Source organism: Ferrimonas balearica DSM 9799 (assembly GCF_000148645.1).
GTDB lineage: Bacteria > Pseudomonadota > Gammaproteobacteria > Enterobacterales > Shewanellaceae > Ferrimonas > Ferrimonas balearica.
The window spans coordinates 2,170,783-2,192,059 of sequence record NC_014541.1 but is presented as its reverse complement, the minus strand read 5'-3'; the positions used below and the strand labels follow the sequence as shown (position 1 = coordinate 2,192,059).

Annotated in this window: 18 protein-coding genes; 11 read left to right on the top strand and 7 right to left on the bottom strand. The window is 58.7% G+C overall.

From position 1 onward, the window contains the following. The first annotated feature begins 105 nt into the window (after window positions 1–105). The 4 genes from FBAL_RS09965 (at window position 106) to FBAL_RS09950 (ending at window position 2,759) form a co-directional block, all read left to right on the top strand. Window positions 106–1,530, top strand: a complete 1,425-nt coding sequence (locus FBAL_RS09965; protein ID WP_013345465.1) for a glyceraldehyde-3-phosphate dehydrogenase — start codon at window positions 106–108, stop codon at window positions 1,528–1,530. Window positions 1,531–1,603: 73 nt separating this feature from the next. Beyond that, window positions 1,604–2,089, top strand: a complete 486-nt coding sequence (locus tag FBAL_RS09960; RefSeq protein WP_013345464.1) for a TlpA family protein disulfide reductase — start codon at window positions 1,604–1,606, stop codon at window positions 2,087–2,089. A 74-nt stretch (window positions 2,090–2,163) separates the two neighbouring features. Then, complete coding sequence (locus tag FBAL_RS09955; RefSeq protein WP_013345463.1) at window positions 2,164–2,490, top strand: zinc ribbon domain-containing protein; 327 nt, start codon at window positions 2,164–2,166, stop codon at window positions 2,488–2,490. Continuing rightward, the gene (locus tag FBAL_RS09950; RefSeq protein ID WP_013345462.1) at window positions 2,487–2,759 is read left to right on the top strand and encodes a YeaC family protein; all 273 of its coding nucleotides are present in this window, start codon (window positions 2,487–2,489) and stop codon (window positions 2,757–2,759) included. The genes FBAL_RS09955 and FBAL_RS09950 overlap by 4 nt, the downstream gene beginning before the upstream one ends. Before the next feature lie 27 nt (window positions 2,760–2,786). Here FBAL_RS09950 and ansA read toward each other — a convergent pair whose 3' ends face one another. Both ansA and sppA read right to left on the bottom strand, forming a co-directional pair. Further along, complete coding sequence (gene ansA, locus FBAL_RS09945; protein ID WP_013345461.1) at window positions 2,787–3,797, bottom strand: asparaginase; 1,011 nt, start codon at window positions 3,795–3,797, stop codon at window positions 2,787–2,789. Between the two features lie 98 nt (window positions 3,798–3,895). After that, the gene (gene sppA, locus FBAL_RS09940; RefSeq protein ID WP_013345460.1) at window positions 3,896–5,731 is read right to left on the bottom strand and encodes a signal peptide peptidase SppA; all 1,836 of its coding nucleotides are present in this window, start codon (window positions 5,729–5,731) and stop codon (window positions 3,896–3,898) included. Window positions 5,732–5,904: 173 nt separating this feature from the next. Here sppA and FBAL_RS09935 point away from each other — a divergent pair, with 173 nt between their 5' ends. Both FBAL_RS09935 and FBAL_RS09930 read left to right on the top strand, forming a co-directional pair. Further along, window positions 5,905–7,929: an NADPH-dependent 2,4-dienoyl-CoA reductase gene (locus FBAL_RS09935; protein WP_013345459.1), complete on the top strand. Its 2,025-nt coding sequence runs from the start codon at window positions 5,905–5,907 to the stop codon at window positions 7,927–7,929. Window positions 7,930–8,035: 106 nt separating this feature from the next. Continuing rightward, window positions 8,036–8,518 (top strand): VOC family protein, encoded by a 483-nt coding sequence (locus FBAL_RS09930; RefSeq protein WP_013345458.1) that lies wholly within the window; start codon window positions 8,036–8,038, stop codon window positions 8,516–8,518. A 13-nt stretch (window positions 8,519–8,531) separates the two neighbouring features. Here the strand turns inward: FBAL_RS09930 and yfaE are convergent, their stop codons facing one another. The 5 genes from yfaE to ubiG all read right to left on the bottom strand — a co-directional run bounded on the left by yfaE (window position 8,532) and on the right by ubiG (window position 13,947). Beyond that, the gene (yfaE, locus tag FBAL_RS09925; RefSeq protein WP_013345457.1) at window positions 8,532–8,774 is read right to left on the bottom strand and encodes a class I ribonucleotide reductase maintenance protein YfaE; all 243 of its coding nucleotides are present in this window, start codon (window positions 8,772–8,774) and stop codon (window positions 8,532–8,534) included. Beyond that, window positions 8,774–9,910, bottom strand: a complete 1,137-nt coding sequence (gene nrdB / locus FBAL_RS09920; protein ID WP_013345456.1) for a class Ia ribonucleoside-diphosphate reductase subunit beta — start codon at window positions 9,908–9,910, stop codon at window positions 8,774–8,776. The genes yfaE and nrdB overlap by 1 nt, the downstream gene beginning before the upstream one ends. A 14-nt stretch (window positions 9,911–9,924) precedes the next feature. Beyond that, entirely contained in the window at window positions 9,925–12,198 is a 2,274-nt protein-coding gene (gene nrdA / locus FBAL_RS09915) for a class 1a ribonucleoside-diphosphate reductase subunit alpha (RefSeq protein ID WP_013345455.1), read from the bottom strand. A gap of 373 nt (window positions 12,199–12,571) precedes the next feature. Then, a complete protein-coding gene (locus tag FBAL_RS09910; protein WP_013345454.1) occupies window positions 12,572–13,234 on the bottom strand; it encodes an HAD family hydrolase in 663 nt (220 codons plus the stop codon). After that, window positions 13,234–13,947 (bottom strand): bifunctional 2-polyprenyl-6-hydroxyphenol methylase/3-demethylubiquinol 3-O-methyltransferase UbiG, encoded by a 714-nt coding sequence (ubiG, locus tag FBAL_RS09905; protein ID WP_013345453.1) that lies wholly within the window; start codon window positions 13,945–13,947, stop codon window positions 13,234–13,236. The genes FBAL_RS09910 and ubiG overlap by 1 nt, the downstream gene beginning before the upstream one ends. A 185-nt stretch (window positions 13,948–14,132) precedes the next feature. On the opposite strand from ubiG, the gene gyrA reads away from it, so the two are divergent. From gyrA to cmk, 5 genes are all read left to right on the top strand, one after another. After that, window positions 14,133–16,763: a DNA topoisomerase (ATP-hydrolyzing) subunit A gene (gene gyrA, locus FBAL_RS09900; RefSeq protein ID WP_013345452.1), complete on the top strand. Its 2,631-nt coding sequence runs from the start codon at window positions 14,133–14,135 to the stop codon at window positions 16,761–16,763. 59 nt (window positions 16,764–16,822) lie between these two features. Further along, the gene (gene serC / locus FBAL_RS09895; protein ID WP_013345451.1) at window positions 16,823–17,890 is read left to right on the top strand and encodes a 3-phosphoserine/phosphohydroxythreonine transaminase; all 1,068 of its coding nucleotides are present in this window, start codon (window positions 16,823–16,825) and stop codon (window positions 17,888–17,890) included. Window positions 17,891–17,921: 31 nt separating this feature from the next. Continuing rightward, complete coding sequence (gene hisC / locus FBAL_RS09890) at window positions 17,922–19,019, top strand: histidinol-phosphate transaminase (RefSeq protein ID WP_013345450.1); 1,098 nt, start codon at window positions 17,922–17,924, stop codon at window positions 19,017–19,019. Between the two features lie 77 nt (window positions 19,020–19,096). Further along, window positions 19,097–20,380: a 3-phosphoshikimate 1-carboxyvinyltransferase gene (gene aroA / locus FBAL_RS09885; RefSeq protein ID WP_013345449.1), complete on the top strand. Its 1,284-nt coding sequence runs from the start codon at window positions 19,097–19,099 to the stop codon at window positions 20,378–20,380. 130 nt (window positions 20,381–20,510) lie between these two features. Continuing rightward, complete coding sequence (gene cmk, locus FBAL_RS09880) at window positions 20,511–21,197, top strand: (d)CMP kinase (protein ID WP_013345448.1); 687 nt, start codon at window positions 20,511–20,513, stop codon at window positions 21,195–21,197. Window positions 21,198–21,277: the final 80 nt, after the last annotated feature.

Sequence of the window (21,277 nt, the reverse complement as noted above, 5' to 3'; positions counted from 1 at the left end):
TTTCCGAGGCCGCCAAGGTAGGCGATCCTAAAGCGACATAAATTATAATTTTTTCAGCGTGCTCTATTGTTTCTCCATAGGGAACATCTTCATAGGACTCTGTACATGACCGCAGACAAACACCTTCAAAGCTGGCAAGAGCGTTTTGAACTGGCCGAGGCGATGCAGCCTCTGTTGGGCAAGTTGTATCGCAACCAAGGGGTCGAGGTTCAGATCTACGGCCGCCCTCTGCTGAACGCTTCCACCATCGACATCACCAAAGCCCACCGTCTGGTGGCCAAGTATGAAGGTGAGAAACTGCGTCTGCGTGAGTCTTTCCCCTTTGTTGAAGCGCTGACCCGTCTGGACATCAAGCACTGCCGTGTTGATATCGGCAAGCTGGCAGTAAACTACTGGCGCAACCACAGCGACGCGTCCGAAATCGACGCGTACATGGCAGAGCAGCTGGCTCCGGCTATGGGTAAATCTCTGGAGCCCCGTGATGTGGTGCTGTACGGCTTTGGCCGTATCGGTCGCCTGCTGGCTCGCCTGATGATCGAGCGCACCGGTGTCTCCAACACCCTGCGCCTGCGCGCCATCGTCGTTCGTGGCGGTAAAGATGGTGACCTCGAGAAACGCGCCAGCCTGCTGCGTCGCGATTCCATCCATGGTCCGTTTAACGGTTCCATCGAGGTGGATAACGAGAACAACGCCATCATCGCCAACGGCACCTACATTCAGGTGATCTACGCCAACAGCCCGGACGAAGTGGATTACACCCAGTACGGCATCGACAACGCACTGGTTGTCGACAATACCGGTATCTGGAAGGACGAAGCGGGCCTGGGTCTGCACCTGAAGTCCAAGGGTGCCGCCAAAGTGCTGCTGACCGCTCCGGCCAGCGGCGACATTAAGAACATCGTGTACGGCGTCAACGACAGCGACATCCTGGCGGAAGACACCATCATGTCCGCGGCCTCCTGTACCACCAACGCCATCACTCCGGTGCTGAAAGCGATCAACGACAAGTTCGGCATCAAGAATGGCCACGTTGAGACCGTTCACTCCTACACCAACGATCAGAACCTGATCGACAACTTCCACAAGGCCGAGCGCCGTGGTCGTTCCGCGCCGCTGAACATGGTGATCACCTCCACCGGTGCCGCCAAGGCCGTGGCTAAGGCGCTGCCGGAACTGAAAGGTAAGCTAACCGGCAACGCCATCCGCGTACCGACTCCGAACGTGTCCATGGCCATCATGAACCTCAACCTGGCCAACGAAACCGACCGTGACGAGATGAACGAATACCTGCGCTGGACCGCGCTGTACTCCGACCTGCAGAATCAGGTGGATTACACCGAGTCTACCGAGATCGTATCCAGCGACCTGGTGGGTTCCCGCTTTGCCGGTATCGTTGACTCCCAGGCCACCATTGTTGATGGCGACCGTGCAGTTCTGTACGTGTGGTACGACAACGAGTTTGGTTACAGCAACCAGGTTATCGGCGTAATGCAAAAAATGCTGGGCGTGACCGGTCTGGTATTACCCTAACCGTCCCGTTCTGAGCAGCACTATCCAGCCTCGGTAACGGGGCTGGATTTTTTTGTTTTCGGGAGAGCCTTTTATGCTGAAACAGGGCGTTATCTGGGTTGTCATTCTGGGACTCGCCATCTGGGGTGGCGGCTGGCTGCGTGGGCTGGCCATGACACCGGTGGGGGAGCCTGCCCCTCATGCCATCGTGGCGGGATGGGAGGGAGGCAGTCAGGCGTTACCTCAAGCCGGACAGCGCCAGTTGCTCTACCTGTTCGCCCCCTGGTGCCAGATCTGTGACCTGACCATTGATCATGTGGACGCACTGCGTGAATCCGGCAGGGCGGTTCACTTGGTGGCACTCTCTTTTGAAGACCGGGCTGAGGTGGCTGAATTTCTTGACGGGCACCCTGAACTGGGACCGGTCTGGCTGGGCAATAACCAGTTGGCCCGGGACTATCAGGTACCGGCGTTCCCTGCTTACGTTATCGTGGACGAAGAGGGCAGCGTACTGGCCCGCCGTGTTGGCTACCTGCCCGGTTGGGCCTTACGTCTCTACCTGGCCTGGTATGGCGTTTAGTGATCCATCGCACGCTTTACTGAAACTGCCGTCGGCCCTATAGTGGGCCGACCAACATCAACAGGGAGTGCCCAATGGCGTTGATACACTGTCCGTCATGCGCGAAACGCATCTCAGACAAAGCCCCGTTCTGTCCCCACTGCCAGTTTGCCCGTACCGATGATCCGGAATCGCTGGAACGTGCTGCGAGGATCCGCCAGATCAAACACAATCAGAGTTTGATGACCCACAGCTTTATCGCGCTGTTTGCCTTTGTCGGCGGCTTCGCACTGTGGTGGTGGGGTGGTGAGGCCGCAGATGGCTGGCGCGCTCCGGCTGGTATTGGCCTGATGTCCGCGGGCTTTGTGGGTTACCTGATCACCCGGGTTCGCATCGTGCTGGCAAAAAGGAGTAAAGGATGAACTGGCAAGCGATGGTGGATAGCCTCACCCCGGAACTGGTGGCACGGCTGCAGGCTGGCGTTGAAACTGGCAAATGGCCCGATGGCACGGTGTTGTCTGAGCAGCAGCGTGACTCCGCCATGCAGGCGGTGATCGCCTGGCAGGCAAAACACGCGAACCAGGACCAGCACCTGACGGTTGGCCCTGATGGCAACATCATCCACCTGTCCAAGGCGGAACTGAAGCGCCAGTTTAAAGAAGCGCCATTAGCGCGCATCAAACCGGAATAAAAAAAGGCGCCTCAGGCGCCTTTTTTGTTACTGGCTCAGCTCGCCTCGCAGCGGTTGCTGCATCATTTCGCAGCGCTCGGCGAAGCTCAGTGGCTGTGACAGCAGGTAGTGCAGTTTGGCCAAGGCTGCTTCGGTGGTCATATCAAACCCGCTGATGACGCCACAGCGTGACAGGGCGTTACCGGTCGCGTAACCGGCCATGTTCACCTTGCCCTGCAGACATTGGGTCAGGTTCACCACCATGATCTCCCGTTCCTTCGCCTGGTTCAGCAACGACAGCAGGTCTTCCCGCTCAGGGGCGTTACCGACGCCGAAGGAGAGCAGGATCAGGGCTTTGACCGGCTGCTGCAGCAGATTGGCAATCACCTCGGTGCTGATGCCGGGGTAGAGGGTCACCACGCCAATGGGCTGCGGGGTAATTCGGTGCACCTGAAGCGGTTTGCCGGTCGGTTCGGCCAGGGTAACGCCACCAAGGCGGATCTCGATGCCCGCTTCCAGCAGGGGCTTCAGGTTCGGGCTGTCAAAGGCCGCGAAACCATCGGCGTGAACCTTCGTGCTGCGGTTACCGCGCAGCAGTGTGTTATTGAAGAACAGGCACACTTCTGCAATGGGGTAGTTGGCGGCGATGTAGAGGGCATTCAGCAGGTTTTGCTGGCCGTCGGAACGCAGTTGAGCCAATGGGATCTGTGAACCGGTCACGATCACCGGCTTCTCCAGCCCCTCAAGCATAAAGGAGAGGGCGGAGGCGGTGAATGCCATGGTGTCAGTACCATGGAGAATCACAAAGCCGTCAAACTGGTCGTAGTGGGCCTGGATGTCATCGGCGATCTGCTGCCAGTCGTGCGGGCTCATATTGGAGCTGTCGATCAACTGGTCATATTCGTGGATCTCGAACTCCGGCATTTCGGCGCGATGAAACTCCGGATTGGCGTTCACGCTTTCCGTTAAAAAGCCCGCCACTGGCGCGTAGCCGTTTTCGGTGCGCTGCATACCGATGGTACCGCCGGTATAGGCCACGTAGATCCGTTTTCTTTGCATGTTCAGGACTCTTTGGTCGTGCTGTTGGCGCGATTATAGCGGCGGGACAGGCAAAAGAAAGCCCGGCAGGGGCCGGGCTTTGGGTCAGGATTTTCGACTCAGTTCAATGCGTCACACTCAAGGCAGAGCAGGTAACGAGAATTGGGGTCGTCCAGACTCAGCTGAGCCTGCAGTGGCGCGGTCAGGCTGTTCAGCACTTTCTGCCAGGCCGGCGTTTCAACCTGGGGCAGGTAGGCCTGAGCGGCGCCGAAGATCTGCTGCAGCATCTCCTGCTCGGGGCTCAGAGTCGGGCCAATCACCCGGGTCTCGTACTGCTCGAGCTGGGCCAGTGCTGCGGCACTGGTGATGGCCGCTTCCAGGTCACCCATTTCGTCCACCAGCCCCAGGTCCAGGGCGGCTTTACCGCTCCAGATGCGACCCTGTGCGATGTTGTCGACCTGCTCCAGGGGAAGGTCACGGGCGCTGGAAACCAGCTGGATAAAATCCTGGTAGCCCTTATCGAGACCCTGTTGCACGATGCGCTTGAAGCCATCGGGGAGGGGGCGCAGGACACTCAGTCCGGCCATTTCGGTGGTGCCCACGCCATCGGCGTACACCCCGACGGCAGCGGCGCTGTCCTCAAAGGTGGTGATAAGGCCAATGATGCCGATGGAACCGGTGATGGTGGTCGGCTGGGCAAAGATGCGGTCGGCATTGGCGGAGATCCAGTAGCCACCGGAGGCGGCCACTGAGCCCATGGACGCAATAACCGGTTTACCCGCGGCCTGCAGAGCCAGGACTTCCTGGCGGATCTGCTCAGAGGCGTAGGCACTGCCGCCACCACTGTCCACCCGCAGCACCACGGCTTTTACCTTCTCATCCTGACGGGCTTCCCGCAGCAGGCGTGAGGTGCTGACGCCGCCGATGGTGCCGGCCGGTTGGTCACCATTGAGAATGGTGCCCTTGGCGACGACAACCGCGATCTGGTTATCACCCTGTACATCAAGCATGGGGCGAACGTGGGCCAGATAGCCGTTCAGACCGATGGCTTTGATGGCGTGCTCGTCGTCAGGCTCAGTCCCAAACTCCTCCATCAGGCGATCGCGCATCTCGATGTCGGTCATCAGCGCATCCACCAGGCCGGTGTTAAGCGCCAATTTCGCCATGTCGCCGCCCACCGCTTCCAGTTGAGCGTTCAGGCTGTCCAGGCTGGGAGCCAGCAGAGCCGGGTCAATGTCCCGGTTTTGTGCCACCGTGGTGACGTAGGCGCCCCAAAGGTCATCGAGTACCGCGATGTTGGCCTCTTTGGCCTCGTCGGACATGCTGTCCCGGGTGTAGGGCTCAGCAAAGGACTTGTACTTACCAACGCGGAACAGGTGGGTATTGATCTTCAGTTTGGCCAGGGCTTCCTTGAAGTAGACCTGGTAGATGCCAAATCCATCAATGGACACCACGCCACCCGGATTCAGCTGAATCTCGTCGGCAAAACTGGCCACCAGGTAGTTGCCCTGGTCGAGCCAGCCGGCCTGAGCGATAACCGGTTTACCGGTTTGCTGAAAGGCTTGCAGAGCCTTGCCGATCTCCTGAAGCTTGGATAAACCGCCACTCAGTTGACCGGGTTTCAGGACGATGCCGGTGATGCGATCGTCGGCGGCGGCTTCCTCAATGGCCAGCAGCAGGTCGGCCATCAGGATCTCCTTAGGCTCATCGCTGCTCTGACCGGTAATCAGCTCGATGGGATCCAGTGGGCGTTTCTGCTCCACCAGGATGCCATCCAGTTTGATGACCAAAGCACCACCATCGGGCACGGGCTCAAGCTCGTCGCCGGTCATGGCGACGATAACTACGGCGAGCACCGCGAAGAATACCAGGTTGACGATCACCTTGCGGGTGGTGTTCAACAAGCTGGCGATAAAACGAAAAAATCGTTTAAACAGTGAAGGTTGTGTCGACATACCTTGCCTTCCGTAGAGTGTCTCACCCTTATGCTATCTCATGCGACTGGATTGCGGGAGGGTGAATTTCCTTCCATTTGTAAGGGTTTATATGATTGCAGGGCGGCGAGCGACTTGTGATGGCCGTCACGTCGATATAGTCTAGGACAAACGTTTAAAATAGGTGTTTAAGGATGAGCAACTCCTACCCCAATATGTTGGCGCCCCTGGATCTGGGGTTTACCCAATTAAAGAACCGCGTACTGATGGGCTCGATGCACACCGGCCTGGAGGAGGAGAAGGGCGGTTTTGACAAGCTGGCAGCCTTCTATGCGGAACGGGCTCGTGGTGGGGTAGGGCTTATCGTCACCGGCGGTATTGCCCCCAATTTCCGTGGTCGTCTCTCCCCGCACGCGTGCCAGCTCAGCTTCCCCTGGCAGGTTGGCAAACATAAGCGGGTCACCGATGCGGTGCACCAGGCCGGCGGCAAAATCTGCATGCAGATCCTCCATGCTGGTCGCTATGGCTATCATCCGTTTTGTGTCAGTGCCAGCCCGGTCAAATCCCCCATCTCTCCGTTTAAGCCCAAAGCCCTGAGCCAGGGTGGCATTAAACGCACCATTAAGGATTATGCCCGCTGCGCCCGATTGGCCCAGAAAGCGGGCTACGACGGTGTGGAGCTGATGGGCTCTGAAGGTTACCTGTTAAATCAGTTTTTGTGCCGTCGTACCAATGAACGTCAGGACCAGTACGGGGGCGCGTTGGAGAACCGGGCCCGCTTCCCACTGGAGATGGTCCGGGCAGTCCGCGAGGCGGTCGGCCCTGATTTCATCATCATCTTCCGCCTGTCGATGCTGGATTTGGTGGACGGTGGCAATGACTGGGAAGAGGTGGTTCAGCTGGCCAAATGGCTGGAAGAGGCCGGTGTCACCATCATCAATACCGGAATTGGCTGGCACGAAGCGCGGATCCCCACTATCGCCACCAGTGTGCCGCGGGCCGCATTCAGTTTTATCACTGAGCGCCTGCGCAGCGAGGTTAAGGTGCCGCTGGTGGCCACCAACCGAATTAACACCCCGGATGTGGCGGAGTCGATTCTGGCCAGTGGCCAGGCGGATATGGTCTCCATGGCCCGCCCGCTGTTGGCCGATTCACACTTTGTTGCCAAAGCGGCGAACAACGAGGCGGAAGACATCAATGTCTGTATCGCCTGTAACCAAGGCTGCCTGGACCATACCTTCTCACTGAAGCGGGCCACCTGTCTGGTGAACCCCTTTGCCTGCTACGAAACCGAGTTGAAACTGGACGCCGCGCCGCAGCCGAAGCGGGTGGCCGTCGTCGGGGCAGGGCCAGCGGGAATGGCGACAGCCTGTTACGCCGCTGAACGCGGCCACCGGGTTACGCTGTTTGAGAAAGATGAGCAGCTGGGGGGCCAATTTAATCTGGCCGCTCAGATCCCGGGCAAGGAGGAGTTCAAAGAGACACTGGCTTATTTTGCCCAGCGTCTGAAACGGATGGGGGTGACCGTCAGCCTCGGACAGCCTGCGGATCCGGAACTGCTGAAGTCCTACGATGAAGTGATTCTGGCTACGGGGGTGGTGCCCCGCGTGCCGAACCTGGAGGGGGTTGACCACGCCAAAGTGGTCACCTATCAACAGGTGCTCAGAGGTGAAGTGGAAGTGGGTAAGCGGGTAGCCCTGATGGGGGCCGGTGGCATCGGTTTCGATATGGGCGAGTTCCTCTCGGAGGCCCACGAGTCCGCGACGCTGCACCCCAACACCTGGTTAGCCCAGTGGGGCATCGACCCGGAGTATCAAAGCAACGGGGGATTGATTGAGCGGGACAGTACTGCGTTTGAATCGGCCCGGGAGATCACCCTGCTGCAGCGTAAAACTACCAAGCCTGGCAAAGGGCTGGGCAAGACCACCGGTTGGATCCATCGCACGGTACTGAAGGATCGCGGTGTCACTATGCTGTCCGGTGTGGAGTACCTGAAGGTGGACGACCAGGGGTTGCATATCCGCCACGACGGCAGCGAAAAATGCCTCGAGGTGGACACCGTGGTGCTCTGTACCGGCCAGGAATCCAATCGAAGCCTGGGTGAGATGCTGGCGGAGATGGGTAAGCCGTTCCACTACGTAGGCGGCGCCGACGTTGCGGCGGAGCTGGATGCCAAGCGTGCCATACGTCAGGCCGCAGAGATCGCCGCTGCACTGTAAGTTTCAGCCCTATCAAGAAGCCCCGGTTATGCCGGGGCTTTTTTGTGGTTTGCGGCGGGCTCTGCCATACCTGATAGAGTCCAATGCAGCCAAATTGGAGTGGTCTATGAGCGATGTGCACTTCTCTCCCACCGGTTCCCAACTCAACGCCTATCTGGTCGTGGACGATGCCAAAGCCGCCATGACGTACTACGAGACGGTGTTTGGTGCCGTGACCACTATGGTGTTGTCGATGCCGGATGGCCGGGTCGGGCACGCGGAGATGGCCATTGGCGACAGCACGCTGATGTTGGCGGATGAGTTTCCTGACATGGGGTTTCATGCGCCGGCTCATTATGGCGGGACCCCGGTCTCGTTCTGCCTCTATGTGGCCAATGTCGACGCGGTGTATCAAAGGGCCGTTACCGCGGGCGCTAAAGCGTTGCGGCCGGTGGAGGATCAGTTCTATGGCGATCGGGCCGGAACGCTGGAAGACCCGTTCGGCCACGTCTGGACCCTGGCCACTCACAAAGAGGATCTGACCGAAGCGGAGATTCAGCAACGCTTTGATGAGTTCCTGCAGAGCAAGCAACAAAAAACCGCGCCCTGAGGCGCGGTTTGCATTAAGCCAGTTCGATGTCGCCATCCGGCACGCAACAGCAGGGCAGGATCTGCCCGGGCCGGAGGTAGGCCATTGGCTCAGTCAGGTATTTGACTTTGCCTTTGGCCAACACCGTTTTACAGGCTCCGCAATAGCCATTGCGGCACTCACTGTAATGGCCATGACTCTCCAGGCTGCGCAGCAGCGGTGTGCGATCATCCTGGTGAACGAGCTCTTGCCCATCCGCCAGGGTGACTCGCGCCATCAGAGCTCAAAGTCCTTGAGGTCTCCGGTGGAGAGGTTGTTGTCGATCTGGTTGGTCAGGTAGGAGGACACTTCCACCTCCTGCGGCGCCACTTGTACGGTGTCGCTTTCCAGCCAGGTGCTCATCCAGGGCAGCGGGTTACTGCGCTTGTCGAACAGCGGCGGCAGACCAATGCCGGCCATGCGTTCGTTGGTGATGAACTCAACATAGTCTTCGATGATCTGCTTGTTCAGGCCCAGCATGGAGCCGTCTTTGAACAGGTAGCTCGCCCAGGCTTTCTCCTGCTCGGCAGCGCGACGGAAGATCTCAATGGATTCGCTGTGACACTCAATGGCGATCTCCGCCATCTCCGGGTCATCGCGACCGTCAGCCATCAGGTTGATCATGTGCTGGGTGCCGACCAGGTGCAGCTGCTCATCGCGGGCGATAAAGCGGATGATCTTGGCGTTACCCTCCATCAGCTTGCGCTCGGCAAAGGCGAACGAGCAGGCGAAGCTGACGTAGAAGCGCACGGCTTCCAGCACATTGACGGACATCAGGCACAGGTAGAGCTTCTTCTTCAGACCACGCAGGGTCAGCGTCACCTTGTTGCCGTTGATGTCGTGGGTGCCTTCACCAAACTGCTGGTAGAGCTGAGTGGTGTGGATCAGGTCGTCGTAGTACTGGGAGATATCGCTGGCGCGCTTCTGGATCTCTTCGTTGACCACGATGTCGTCAAACACCACGCCCGGGTCATTCACGATGTTGCGAATGATGTGGGTGTAGGAGCGGCTGTGGATGGTCTCGTAGAACGACCAGGTCTCGATCCAGGTTTCCAGTTCCGGCAGAGACACCAGGGGCAGCAGCGCCACGTTGGGGCTGCGGCCCTGGATGGAATCCAGCAGGGTCTGGTACTTCAGGTTCGAGATAAAGATGTGCTTCTCATGGTCCGGCAGCGCGTTGTAGTCGATGCGATCCTGAGTCACATCCACCTCTTCCGGACGCCAGAAGAAGGAGAGTTGCTTCTCGATCAGGTCCTCGAAGATGCGGTGCTTCTGCTGGTCATAACGGGCCACGTTCACCGGGTTGCCCAGGAACATCGGCTCTTTGAGCGCGTCGTTCTGGGTGCGTGAGAAGGTGCTGTAAAGTTGGCTCATGGTGTCTGAATCCCTTAGATCTTACAGGCGCCGCCGGCGCAGTCGTTATCGTCAGCCTTGTTCTGGCTATCGGATTGGCCGTCGCGGGTGTTCTGGTAGTACAGGGTCTTAAGGCCGTACTTGTACGCCAGCATCAGGTCCTGCAGCAACACTTTCATCGGCATCTTATTGCCTTCGTAGCGGCTCGGGTCGTAGTTGGTGTTGGCGGAGATCGCCTGGTCGACGAACTTCTGCATCAGGCCAACCAGCTGCAGGTAACCGGTGTTGTTGGGGATGGTCCACAGCAGCTCGTACTGGTCACGCAGGGTTTCGATGCCCGGCACCACCTGCTTCATCACACCGTCTTTAGAGCCTTTGACACTCACCAGGCCACGGGGCGGCTCAATGCCGTTGGTGGCGTTGGAGATCTGGCTGGAGGTCTCGGACGGCATCAATGCCGACAGCGTGGAGTTACGCAGGCCATGCTCCAGGATCTCGGCACGCAGACCTTCCCAATCCAGGTGCAGCGGCTCATCACAGATGGCATCCAGCGCCTTCTTGTAGGTGTCGATCGGCAGGATACCCTGGCTGTAGGTGGTTTCATTAAAGGCCGGGCAGGCGCCTTTCTCTTTGGCCAGGCCAACCGACGCTTTCAGCAGGTAGTACTGAATCGCCTCAAAGGTTTTGTGGGTCAGGTTGTTGCCGCTGCCGTCGGAGTAGCGGGCACCGTTCTTGGCCAGGTAGTAGGCAAAGTTGATCACGCCGATACCGAGGGTACGGCGGTTCATGGTGCTGATACGGGCGGCTTTGATCGGGTAATCCTGATAATCCAGCAGGCTGTCCAGAGCGCGCACCGCCAGGTCCGCCATCTCTTCCAGTTCGTCCAGTTGCTCGATGGCGCCCAGGTTGAACGCGGACAGGGTACACAGCGCGATCTCACCGTTTTCGTCGTCCGGATGGGACAGCGGCTTGGTCGGCAGTGCAATCTCCAGGCACAGGTTGGACTGTTTCACCGGCGCCACTCTGGGATCGAACGGGCTGTGGGTGTTGCAGTGGTCAACGTGCTGGATGTAGATGCGGCCGGTGGAGGCACGCTCCTGCATCAGCAGGCTGAACAGGGTGATGGCTTTGACCGTCTTTTTACGAATGGACGGGTCCTGCTCGTACTGCTGGTACAGGCGCTCGAACTCGTCCTGGTCGGCAAAGAACGCGTCGTACAGGCCGGGCACGTCAGAGGGCGAGAACAGGGTAATGTCGCCACCTTCGATCAGGCGCTGATAGAGGGCGCGGTTAATCTGGACGCCGTAATCCATATGACGGATACGGTTGGCGTCGGTGCCGCGGTTGTTCTTCAGTACCAGCAGGTCTTCCACTTCAAGGTGCCACAGCGGGTAGAACAGGGTGGCTGCACCACCGCGTACACCGCCCTGAGAGCAGGATTTCACTGCGGTCTGGAAGTGCTTAAGGAACGGCAGCATACCGGTATGGAACGCTTCACCGCCACGGATCGGGCTGCCCAGAGCGCGGATACGACCGGCATTGATACCGATACCGGCACGCTGGCTCACGTACTTCACGATGGAAGTCGAGGTCGCGCTGATGGAATCGAGGCTGTCACCGCACTCAATCAGTACGCAGGAGCTGAACTGACGGGTCGGAGTGCGCACGCCGCTCATGATCGGCGTCGGCAGCGAGATCTTGAACTTGGAGGTGGCGTCGTAGAACCGCTTGACGTAGGAAAGACGCACATCCTTCGGGTAGTCGGCAAACAGGCAGGCCGCCACCAGCATGTAGAGGAACTGGGCGCTCTCGTACACCTCACCGGTAACCCGGTTCTGCACCAGGTATTTGCCTTCAAGCTGCTTGATGGCCGCGTAGGAGAACTTCATATCACGCCAGTGATCGATGTAGGCGTTCAGCTCATCAAACTCTTCCCGGGAGTAATCCGCCAGCAGGTGCTCATCATAACGGCGAGCCTGAACCAGCTTGGTCACGTGGTCATACAGGTGGGGCGGCTCAAACTGGCCAAACGCCTTCTTACGCAGGTGGAAAACCGCGAGGCGGGCAGCCAGGTACTGGTAGTCAGGGTTGTCGGCGCTGATCAGGTCAGCGGCAGCCTTGATGAGGGTTTCGTGGATGGCTTCGGTTTCGATGCCATCGTAGAAGTAGATTTGGGCAGCCAACTCGACCTGGGAAACGGAAACGTTATCCAGCCCCATAGCGGCCCAATAGATGACGCGGTGGATCTTTTCGAGATCGATCGGTTCCTTCCGACCGTCTCGTTTGGTCACGAGAAGGTTACTGTTCATGCCCTGTGCTCTGGTCCGTGGTTGATCCCTGAAACACAAAAAACGGCGACGCGGTATTGGCTGCGCGACTCTCCATCACTGAGCGCGACTGAGCAACCAAACAGCGGTGCCGACTTGTGTGTTTGCTGGTTTGGTCACCACTACATATAGGTGACCTTTAAAGTATGACTACAAGATAGGGCGGTTTGGGGGGCGATTCAAGAGCCGGGGCTGTGGACAAAATTGTGAGTAAGCTGAGACCAACTGCAAGGGGTTAGTAGCGCCTAACCCCCCAACCGCGCCAGTGGGCCCGATGGCTTCCCTAGCACACCTTTTCCCCGTGTGGGAATGCCCCGGCAAAAAAAAACGATCCAGCGGATCGTTTGCGTATTTCTCAGTCATTCAGACCCAGCATGGTGACCAGCTCGTAGGGGCTGGTGCAGAACCAGTCACCCGGCCAGGCCATGGGCTGATCTTCGGGTCTTAGATAACCCCATAGCGCTACACAGGCACGCATGCCTGCCGCCTGGGCCGCCTGCATGTCGCGCTCGGCATCCCCAACGTACAATATGGCTCCGGGATCCACGGCAAGCGCTTCAGCGGCCGCCAGCAACGGCTTCGGATGAGGCTTTGCCACCTCAAACGTGTCGCCACTGATATTGATGCGACTTTGCGAGAACAACGGCAGCTGGGCCAACAGGGGGTCGGTCAGCCAACCCGGTTTGTTGGTGACGATGCCCCAGGGCAACTGGCGCTGTTCGAGCCGCTGCAGCAACTCCTGAACGCCATCGTAAGGTTGGGTGTGGACACAGAGCGCCGACAGGTAAGCCGACAGCAACGCGTCCTTAAGCGGCTCATAATCGGTGCGCTCAAACTGGTCCCCCAACGCCGCCCGCAACAGGCCCCGACTGCCGTGGGAGCTGTGCTGATAAGCGTGGGCCTCAGACAGCACCGGATAGCCATAACGACGCAGCGCATGGTTTGCCGCTGCGCCCAGGTCTAACGCGGTATCCAGCAGGGTACCGTCAAGATCGAACAGAACACCCTGGATGGTCATTACGCCTCCGGCTTGTAGGCGTGGATCATGTAGTTCACCGCCATGGACTCGGTCATGCTGAAGGTTTGGGTCAGCGGGTTGTAGCGGACGCCATCGGCATGACGGACTTTCAGCCCGGCCTGTTCGCACCAGGCCACCAGCTGAGAGGGGCGCAGGTACTTGTTGTAATCGTGGGTACCCTTGGGCAGCACTTTCAGCAACTGCTCAGCGCCGACGATGGTGGTCAGGTAGGCGAGGGGGGTTTTGTTGATGGTGGACAGGTATAGATGGCCGCCCGGCGCCACCAGGTCGGCACAGGCGCGGATCACGGAGCCCGGGTCCGGCACGTGCTCAATCATCTCCATGCAGGTCACTACCTGATACTGACCGGCGTAGTCCGCAGCGTGCTGTTCCGCGGTAGCCTGCAGGTAATCGACATCCACACCGCTTTCCAGCGCGTGCAGTCGGGCTACCTCGAGGGGTTCTTCACCCATATCCAGACCGGTTACCTTGGCACCGACACGCGCCATGGCTTCGCTCAGCAGGCCGCCACCGCAGCCGACATCGACCACTTTTTTACCAAACAGACCATCGGCATGGCGCTCAATATAGGCAAGGCGAAGTGGGTTCATCTTATGCAGGGGGCCAGAGTGGCCTTCAGGATCCCACCAGGTAGCAGCAAGCTGTTCAAATTTGGCGACTTCGGATGGATCCACATTTGCGTTGTTATACATCAATTTATCCGCTTTTTTGCAGGCTCTCACTGGCCCCGATTATAGCCACGGCGGTCGCTGCGGCGAAACCATGTTTGTGCGCTTCTATTGGCGGTGGCTTGTGTTAGAATGCCAAATCACTGTTTTTTCCGGTAAGACCGGGGCGGTCGCCGTCGTGGCGGGCGCTGTGAGGGAATTTAGTTTCTATGACTGATCTGGCTACAGAAATCACGCCGATTAACATCGAAGAAGAACTAAAAAGCTCCTACCTCGATTACGCCATGAGTGTAATCGTAGGGCGGGCTTTGCCGGATGTTCGTGATGGCCTTAAGCCCGTTCACCGTCGTGTTCTTTTTGCGATGAATGAGCTGGGTAACGACTGGAATAAGCCCTATAAGAAGTCGGCCCGTGTGGTCGGGGACGTAATTGGTAAGTACCACCCGCACGGTGACAGTGCGGTGTACGACACCATCGTCCGTATGGCCCAGCCTTTCTCGCTGCGTTACACCCTGGTTGATGGTCAGGGTAACTTTGGTTCCGTGGACGGCGACTCCGCCGCAGCGATGCGTTACACCGAAGTCCGTATGGACCGCATCGCCCACGAACTGCTGGCGGACCTGGATAAGGAAACCGTCGACTACGTGCCGAACTACGACGGCACTGAGCAGATCCCGGCGGTTCTGCCCACCAAAGTCCCGAACCTGTTGGTTAACGGTGCCTCCGGTATTGCCGTAGGTATGGCCACCAACATCCCCCCCCATAACCTCACCGAAGTGGTTGACGGCTGTCTGCACCTGATTGACAACGAACATGCCACCATCGATGAGCTGATTGAAATCATCCCCGGCCCGGACTTCCCCACCGGCGGTATCATCAATGGCCGCAAGGGCATTTTTGAAGCTTACCGCACCGGCCGTGGCAAGATTTACGTCCGCGCCAAAACCGAGGTAGAGACCGACAAGAACGGTCGTGAGGCGATCATCGTTAACGAGATCCCCTACCAGGTGAACAAAGCCCGACTGATCGAAAAGATCGCCGAGCTGGTGAAGGACAAGAAGATTGAAGGCATCAGCGGTCTGCGTGACGAGTCCGATAAGGACGGCATGCGCATCGTGATTGAGCTGAAGCGTGGTGAAGTGCCGGAAGTGGTACTGAACAATCTGTACGCCCAGACTCAGATGCAGACCGTGTTCGGCATGAACATGGTGGCACTGGCCAACGGCCAGCCCAAGATCTTCAACCTCAAGGAGATGCTGGAAGCCTTTATCCGTCACCGCCGTGAAGTGGTGACCCGCCGTACCGTGTACGAGCTGCGTAAGGCCCGCGAACGCGCCCACATCCTTGAAGGTTTGGCCATCGCCCTGGCCAACATCGATCCCATCATTGAGCTGATCCGTCAGTCTCCGACTCCGGCTGAAGCCCGTGAAGCGCTGCTGTCCCAAGGTTGGGATCTCGGCAACGTGGCCGGCATGCTGGAAAAAGCCGGTGATGACGCCGCCCGTCCTGAGTGGCTGACCCCGGAATACGGCATCCGTGACGGCAAGTACTACCTGACCCTGGAACAAGCGAAAGCGATCCTCGACCTGCGTCTGCAAAAGCTGACCGGCCTGGAGCATGAAGCGATCCTGGATGAGTACAAATCGCTGCTGGAACAGATTGCTGAACTGCTGCACATCCTGGGCTCCACTGAGCGCCTGATGGAAGTGATCCGTGAAGAGCTGGAAGCGGTGAAGACCCAGTACGGCGATGAGCGTATGACTGAAATCAGCGCCGCCTCTGCCGACATCTCCATGGAAGATCTGATCACCCAGGAAGATGTGGTCGTGACCCTGTCTCACCAGGGCTACGTGAAGTACCAGCCGCTGACCGACTACGAGGCCCAGCGCCGTGGTGGTAAAGGCAAGTCCGCCACCAAGATGAAGGATGAAGACTTTATTGAGCGTCTGTTGGTGGCCAACACCCACGACACCATTCTCTGCTTCTCCTCCATCGGTAAAGTGTACTGGATGCGGGTGTTCCAGCTGCCGCTGGCCAGCCGTACCGCTCGTGGTCGCCCAATTGTGAACCTGTTGCCGCTGGGTGAAGGTGAACGCATTACCGCGATCCTGCCGGTAGAAGAGTACTCCGCCGACAAGTTCATCCTGTTCGCGACCGCGAAAGGCACCGTGAAGAAGACCGCTCTGAATGCGTACAGCCGTCCGCTCTCCTCCGGTATTCGCGCCATTAACCTGGCGGACGACGACGAACTGATCGGCGTTAACATCACTGAAGGTAACAACGAAGTGATGCTGTTCTCCGACGCCGGTAAAGTGGTGCGCTTCAACGAAGACCAGGTGCGTGCCATGGGCCGTACCGCCACCGGTGTTCGCGGCATCAACCTGGAAGGCAGCGACCGCGTAGTCTCCCTGATTGTGCCGGATGAAGATGGCGCCATCCTGACCGTAACCGAAAACGGTTTTGGTAAGCGTACCCCGCAGCAGGAATACCCGACCAAGAGCCGTGCCACCAAAGGGGTTATCTCCATTAAGGTGAGCGAGCGTAACGGTCTGGTGGTGGGCGCCGTGCAGGTGGGTGAGAACGACGAGATCATGTTGATCACCAACCGTGGCACCCTGGTCCGTACCCGCGTATCTGAGGTTTCCGAAGTGGGCCGTAACACCCAGGGTGTTCGCCTGATCCGCACCGCGGAAGGGGAACAGGTTGTCGGTCTGGAACGCATCGACGAGGTCGAAGTGGACGAATCCCTGCTGGAAGGCGAGATCGACACCGAAGCTGAAGGCGAGAGCCAACCGGAAGCTCAGTCCGGCGATACCGAAGCAACGGGCGCCGACGAGTAACCAACACGCTAGCGGGCGCCTCGATTGAGGCGCCCGCTTTTCTTTTAGAGGGATTTCGCGTGACGATTTATAACTTTTGCGCCGGCCCGGCGATGTTGCCGACCGCGGTGATGCGCAAAGCCCAACAAGAGTTCTGTGATTACCAGGGATTGGGCGTGTCGGTGATGGAGTTGTCCCACCGCAGCCCGGAATACATGGCCGTGGCAGAAAAGGCGGAGCAGGACCTGCGTGAGCTGATGGCCATTCCGGACAACTACGCTGTGCTGTTTCTGCACGGTGGGGCCCGTGGCCAGTTCTCCGCCATTCCCCTGAACCTGCTGGGGCAGGGCAAGGCCCTCTACCTGGAAAGCGGCCAATGGTCTGTGGCAGCCGCAACCGAAGCGGAGAAATACGGTGACATCGAGCGCGTCGACCTGCGCTGTGAATCCCGTACCCTGGATCTGTCCCGCATTCCCGCGGACACCAGTGAGTACGCCTACGTTCACTACTGCCCCAATGAAACCGTCGATGGCGTGGCGATGTTTGATGTGCCTGAGGTGGCTGCGCCGTTGGTGGCGGATCTCTCCTCCTGCATCCTGGGTCGCGACCTCGACGTGTCTCAGTTTGCGCTGCTGTACGCCGGGGCGCAGAAGAACATTGGCCCGGCCGGTCTGACGTTGGTGATTGTGCGTCGTGACCTGCTGGGCAACGCCGACAGTCGGTGCCCCGCGATTCTGGATTACCAGCTCGCTGCCAATCATGACTCCATGTACAACACCCCGCCTACCTTTGCCTGGTACCTGGCCGGGGAGGTGTTTCAGTGGCTCAAGCACCAGGGTGGTGTGGCCGCCATGGCCGAGGTTAACCGTCGTAAAGCCGACAAGCTGTATGGCTTTATTGACGCCAGTGACTTCTATCGAAACGCCGTAGCACCGAGCCATCGTTCCGAGATGAATGTTACATTCCAGCTGCACGATGCGCAGTTGGACAAGCGCTTCCTGGCCGAAGCGGAGGCCGCGGGGCTGAAAGCCCTCAAGGGTCACCGCATGGTTGGGGGGATGCGCGCCAGCATCTATAACGCCATGCCCGAGGCCGGCGTCGACGCCTTGGTGCAGTTTATGGACCATTTCGCCCGTACCTACGGTTAAGCGGGCTACGCGCAACACAAGGATTGAATGTATGGATATTAAGACCCTGGCCAACCAGGGCGTGTTGGGGCTGCATCCCTACCAGCCCGGCAAACCCGTGGAAGAACTGGAACGTGAGCTCGGCATCAGCGACATCGTCAAGCTGGCCTCCAATGAAAACCCGTTGGGGTTAAGCCCCAAGGCGAAGGCAGCCATCGAGCAGGCCACCGCCGAGTTAACCCGCTATCCCGATGCCAATGGCTTCTACCTGAAGCAGAAACTGGCCGAACGCTGGTCGGTTAACCCGGCCCAAATCACCCTGGGTAACGGCTCCAACGAGGTGCTGGAGATCCTGTTCCGCACCTTCGTCAGCGCCGACAGTGAAGTGATCTACGATCAGCATGCTTTTATTGTCTACGCCCTGCTGACTCAGTCGATTGGCGCCAAGGCGGTTCCGGTTGCCTCCAAAGCGTGGGGGCACGACCTGGAAGGCATGTTGGCGAGCATCACCGACAAAACCCGGATGATCTGCGTCGCCAACCCCAATAATCCCACCGGCACTTTCCTGCCGACCGACGCACTGAAAGCGTTTCTGGATAAGGTGCCCGCCAATATCCTGGTGGTATTGGATGAAGCCTACTACGAGTACGTTGAGGCGGATGTGCGGGCGGAGAGCCATCAGTGGCTGGCCCAATATCCGAACCTGATCGTCAGCCGTACCTTCTCTAAGGCATATGGTCTGGCGGGCTTGCGCGTGGGGTACGCATTGACCAGTGAAGCGATGGCTGATCTGCTCAACCGCGTTCGCGAACCCTTTAACTGCAACAGCCTGGCATTGGCCGCGGCAACCGCGGTACTGGATGATGCCGAGTATCTGGCGGCGGGGATCGAGCTCAACAACACCGAGATGGCGCGGCTGGAGCAATACTTTACCGAGCGCAAACTGCCCTTCATCCCCAGTACCGGCAACTTCATTGCGGTGGAAGTGGGTGACGCTGGTGCGGTGTACGAGGCGCTGCTGCAGCAGGGCGTGATTGTCCGGCCGGTTGCGGGCTACGGTATGCCGAACCACCTGCGGGTGAGTATCGGTACCCAGGCCGAGAACACCCGGTTTATGGCAGCGATGGATGTGGTACTGGCCCACCGCTGAATAACGCGTCTAGACATCTAGGTGGCTTCGGGCCATTATGCGGAAGCTTCGGCTTCCGCTTTTTGTTTTGGAGTACCATGAAACAGTTACCGCTTCCTCCCATCGCCCATGTCGAGGGTGACGTTTACCTCCCTGGTTCCAAGAGCATCTCCAACCGCGCGCTGCTGCTGGCTGCGCTGTCTGAAGGTGAAACCACCCTGACCAACCTGCTCGATTCCGATGACATCCGTCATATGCTGAATGCGCTGGCGCTGCTTGGTGTCTCTTATCAGTGGCAGGCGGAGAAAGGTGAGATTGTGGTACAGGGCCGTGGCGGCCCCATTGCCAACAGCGATCAGGCACTGGAACTGTTTCTGGGTAACGCGGGCACCGCCATGCGCCCCCTCTGTGCAGCGTTGGTAGTGGGGCAGGGCGATTATGTGCTGACCGGTGAACCCCGGATGAAAGAGCGTCCGATTGGTCACCTGGTCGATGCCCTTCGTCCGCTCGGTGCCAAAGTGGAGTACCTCGAAGCGGAGGGCTACCCGCCTTTGCGGATCCATGCCAGCCAACTGGCCGGCGGTCGCGTCAGCATTGATGGCTCTATCTCCTCCCAGTTTCTGACGGCATTGTTGATGACCGCACCGTTGTGCCAGGACACCCTGACCATTGATGTGGAAGGAGAGCTGGTTTCCAAGCCCTACATCGACATCACGCTGGCGCTGATGGCCAAATTTGGCGTTGAAGTTGAGAACCGCGACTATCGTCAGTTTGTGATTGCCGCTGGCCAGCGCTACGTCAGTCCGGGTCGTTTCCTGGTGGAAGGCGACGCGTCCTCAGCGTCCTACTTCCTGGCCGCTGCCGCCATCGGTGGTGGCCCCATCACTGTGCACGGCGTCGGCCGCGCCAGTCTGCAGGGCGACAAATACTTTGCCGATGCGTTGGCCGCCATGGGGGCAGAGATTGAGTGGCAGGATGAGTCCATTACCGCGCGACGGGGTGAACTCAATGGCATCGATATGGACATGAACCATATCCCCGATGCCGCCATGACCATTGCTACCACCGCGTTGTTTGCCAAGGGCCCAACCACCATCCGCAACGTCTACAACTGGCGTGTAAAAGAGACCGACCGCCTGGCCGCCATGGCAACAGAGCTCAAAAAGGTGGGGGCTGTGGTGGAAGAGGGACACGACTATCTTCGGGTTGAGCCGGTAGAAAAACTGCACCATGCCGCCATCGACACCTACAATGATCACCGGATCGCGATGTGTTTCTCATTGCTCGCGGTCGGGGGCGTGCCGGTCACCATCAATGACCCCGGTTGCACCGCCAAGACCTTCCCGGATTATTTCGATCGCTTGAACGCCCTTTGCCGCTAAAGCGCAAGAAAATGTAAGCAAATCCGGATCGACACTGCTATCTGTTTGAACTCGTGTATAATGCGCTCGCCCAGCCGGCCGGGCGCATTGCATTTACGGGTCGGCAAGCACAGAATTCCGGAGGATAACTATGCCTGAACAGGCACCGGTTATTACCATTGACGGCCCCAGCGGGGCCGGTAAAGGCACCATCTGCCAACTGCTGGCCAATAAACTGGGCTGGCACCTGCTCGACTCCGGCGCGATCTACCGCGTGCTGGCGCTGGCAGCCATTCACCACGATGTTGAACTGGATAACGAAGAAGCCCTGTCCTTGTTGGCCGCGCATCTGGATGTCCAGTTTCAGGCCGGTGAAGACGGCGTCAAAGTGGTGCTGGAAGGTGAAGAAGTATCTAAGGCGATCCGCTCTCAGGAGTGCGCCGATGCCGCATCCAAAGTCGCGGCACTGCCTCGGGTACGGGAAGCGCTGCTGCGTCGTCAGCGCGCATTTCGTGACCACCCGGGCCTGATTGCCGACGGTCGTGATATGGGCACAGTGGTATTCCCCAGCGCCCAGGCCAAAATTTTCCTGACTGCCAGTGCAGAAGAACGTGCAGAACGTCGCTACGCTCAGTTGAAGGAAAAGGGCTATGATGTTAGCATTGACCGCCTTTTAGGCGAGATACGCGAGCGTGACGAGCGAGATTCCAACCGGGCCGTGGCCCCGTTGAAGCCCGCCGAAGATGCGCTAGAGATTGATACTACGGGGATGGGGATCGACCAGGTTCTGGATGCGGTACTCAGCCACGTGGTGACAAGTTTGGATCAGCCCCGTTAAGGGCGGTCCATTTTGGTGTTTGCGGCAGGACGCTGCGAACTAAAGGCAACTACCCCGTGTTCAGGATGAACGTGGACGAC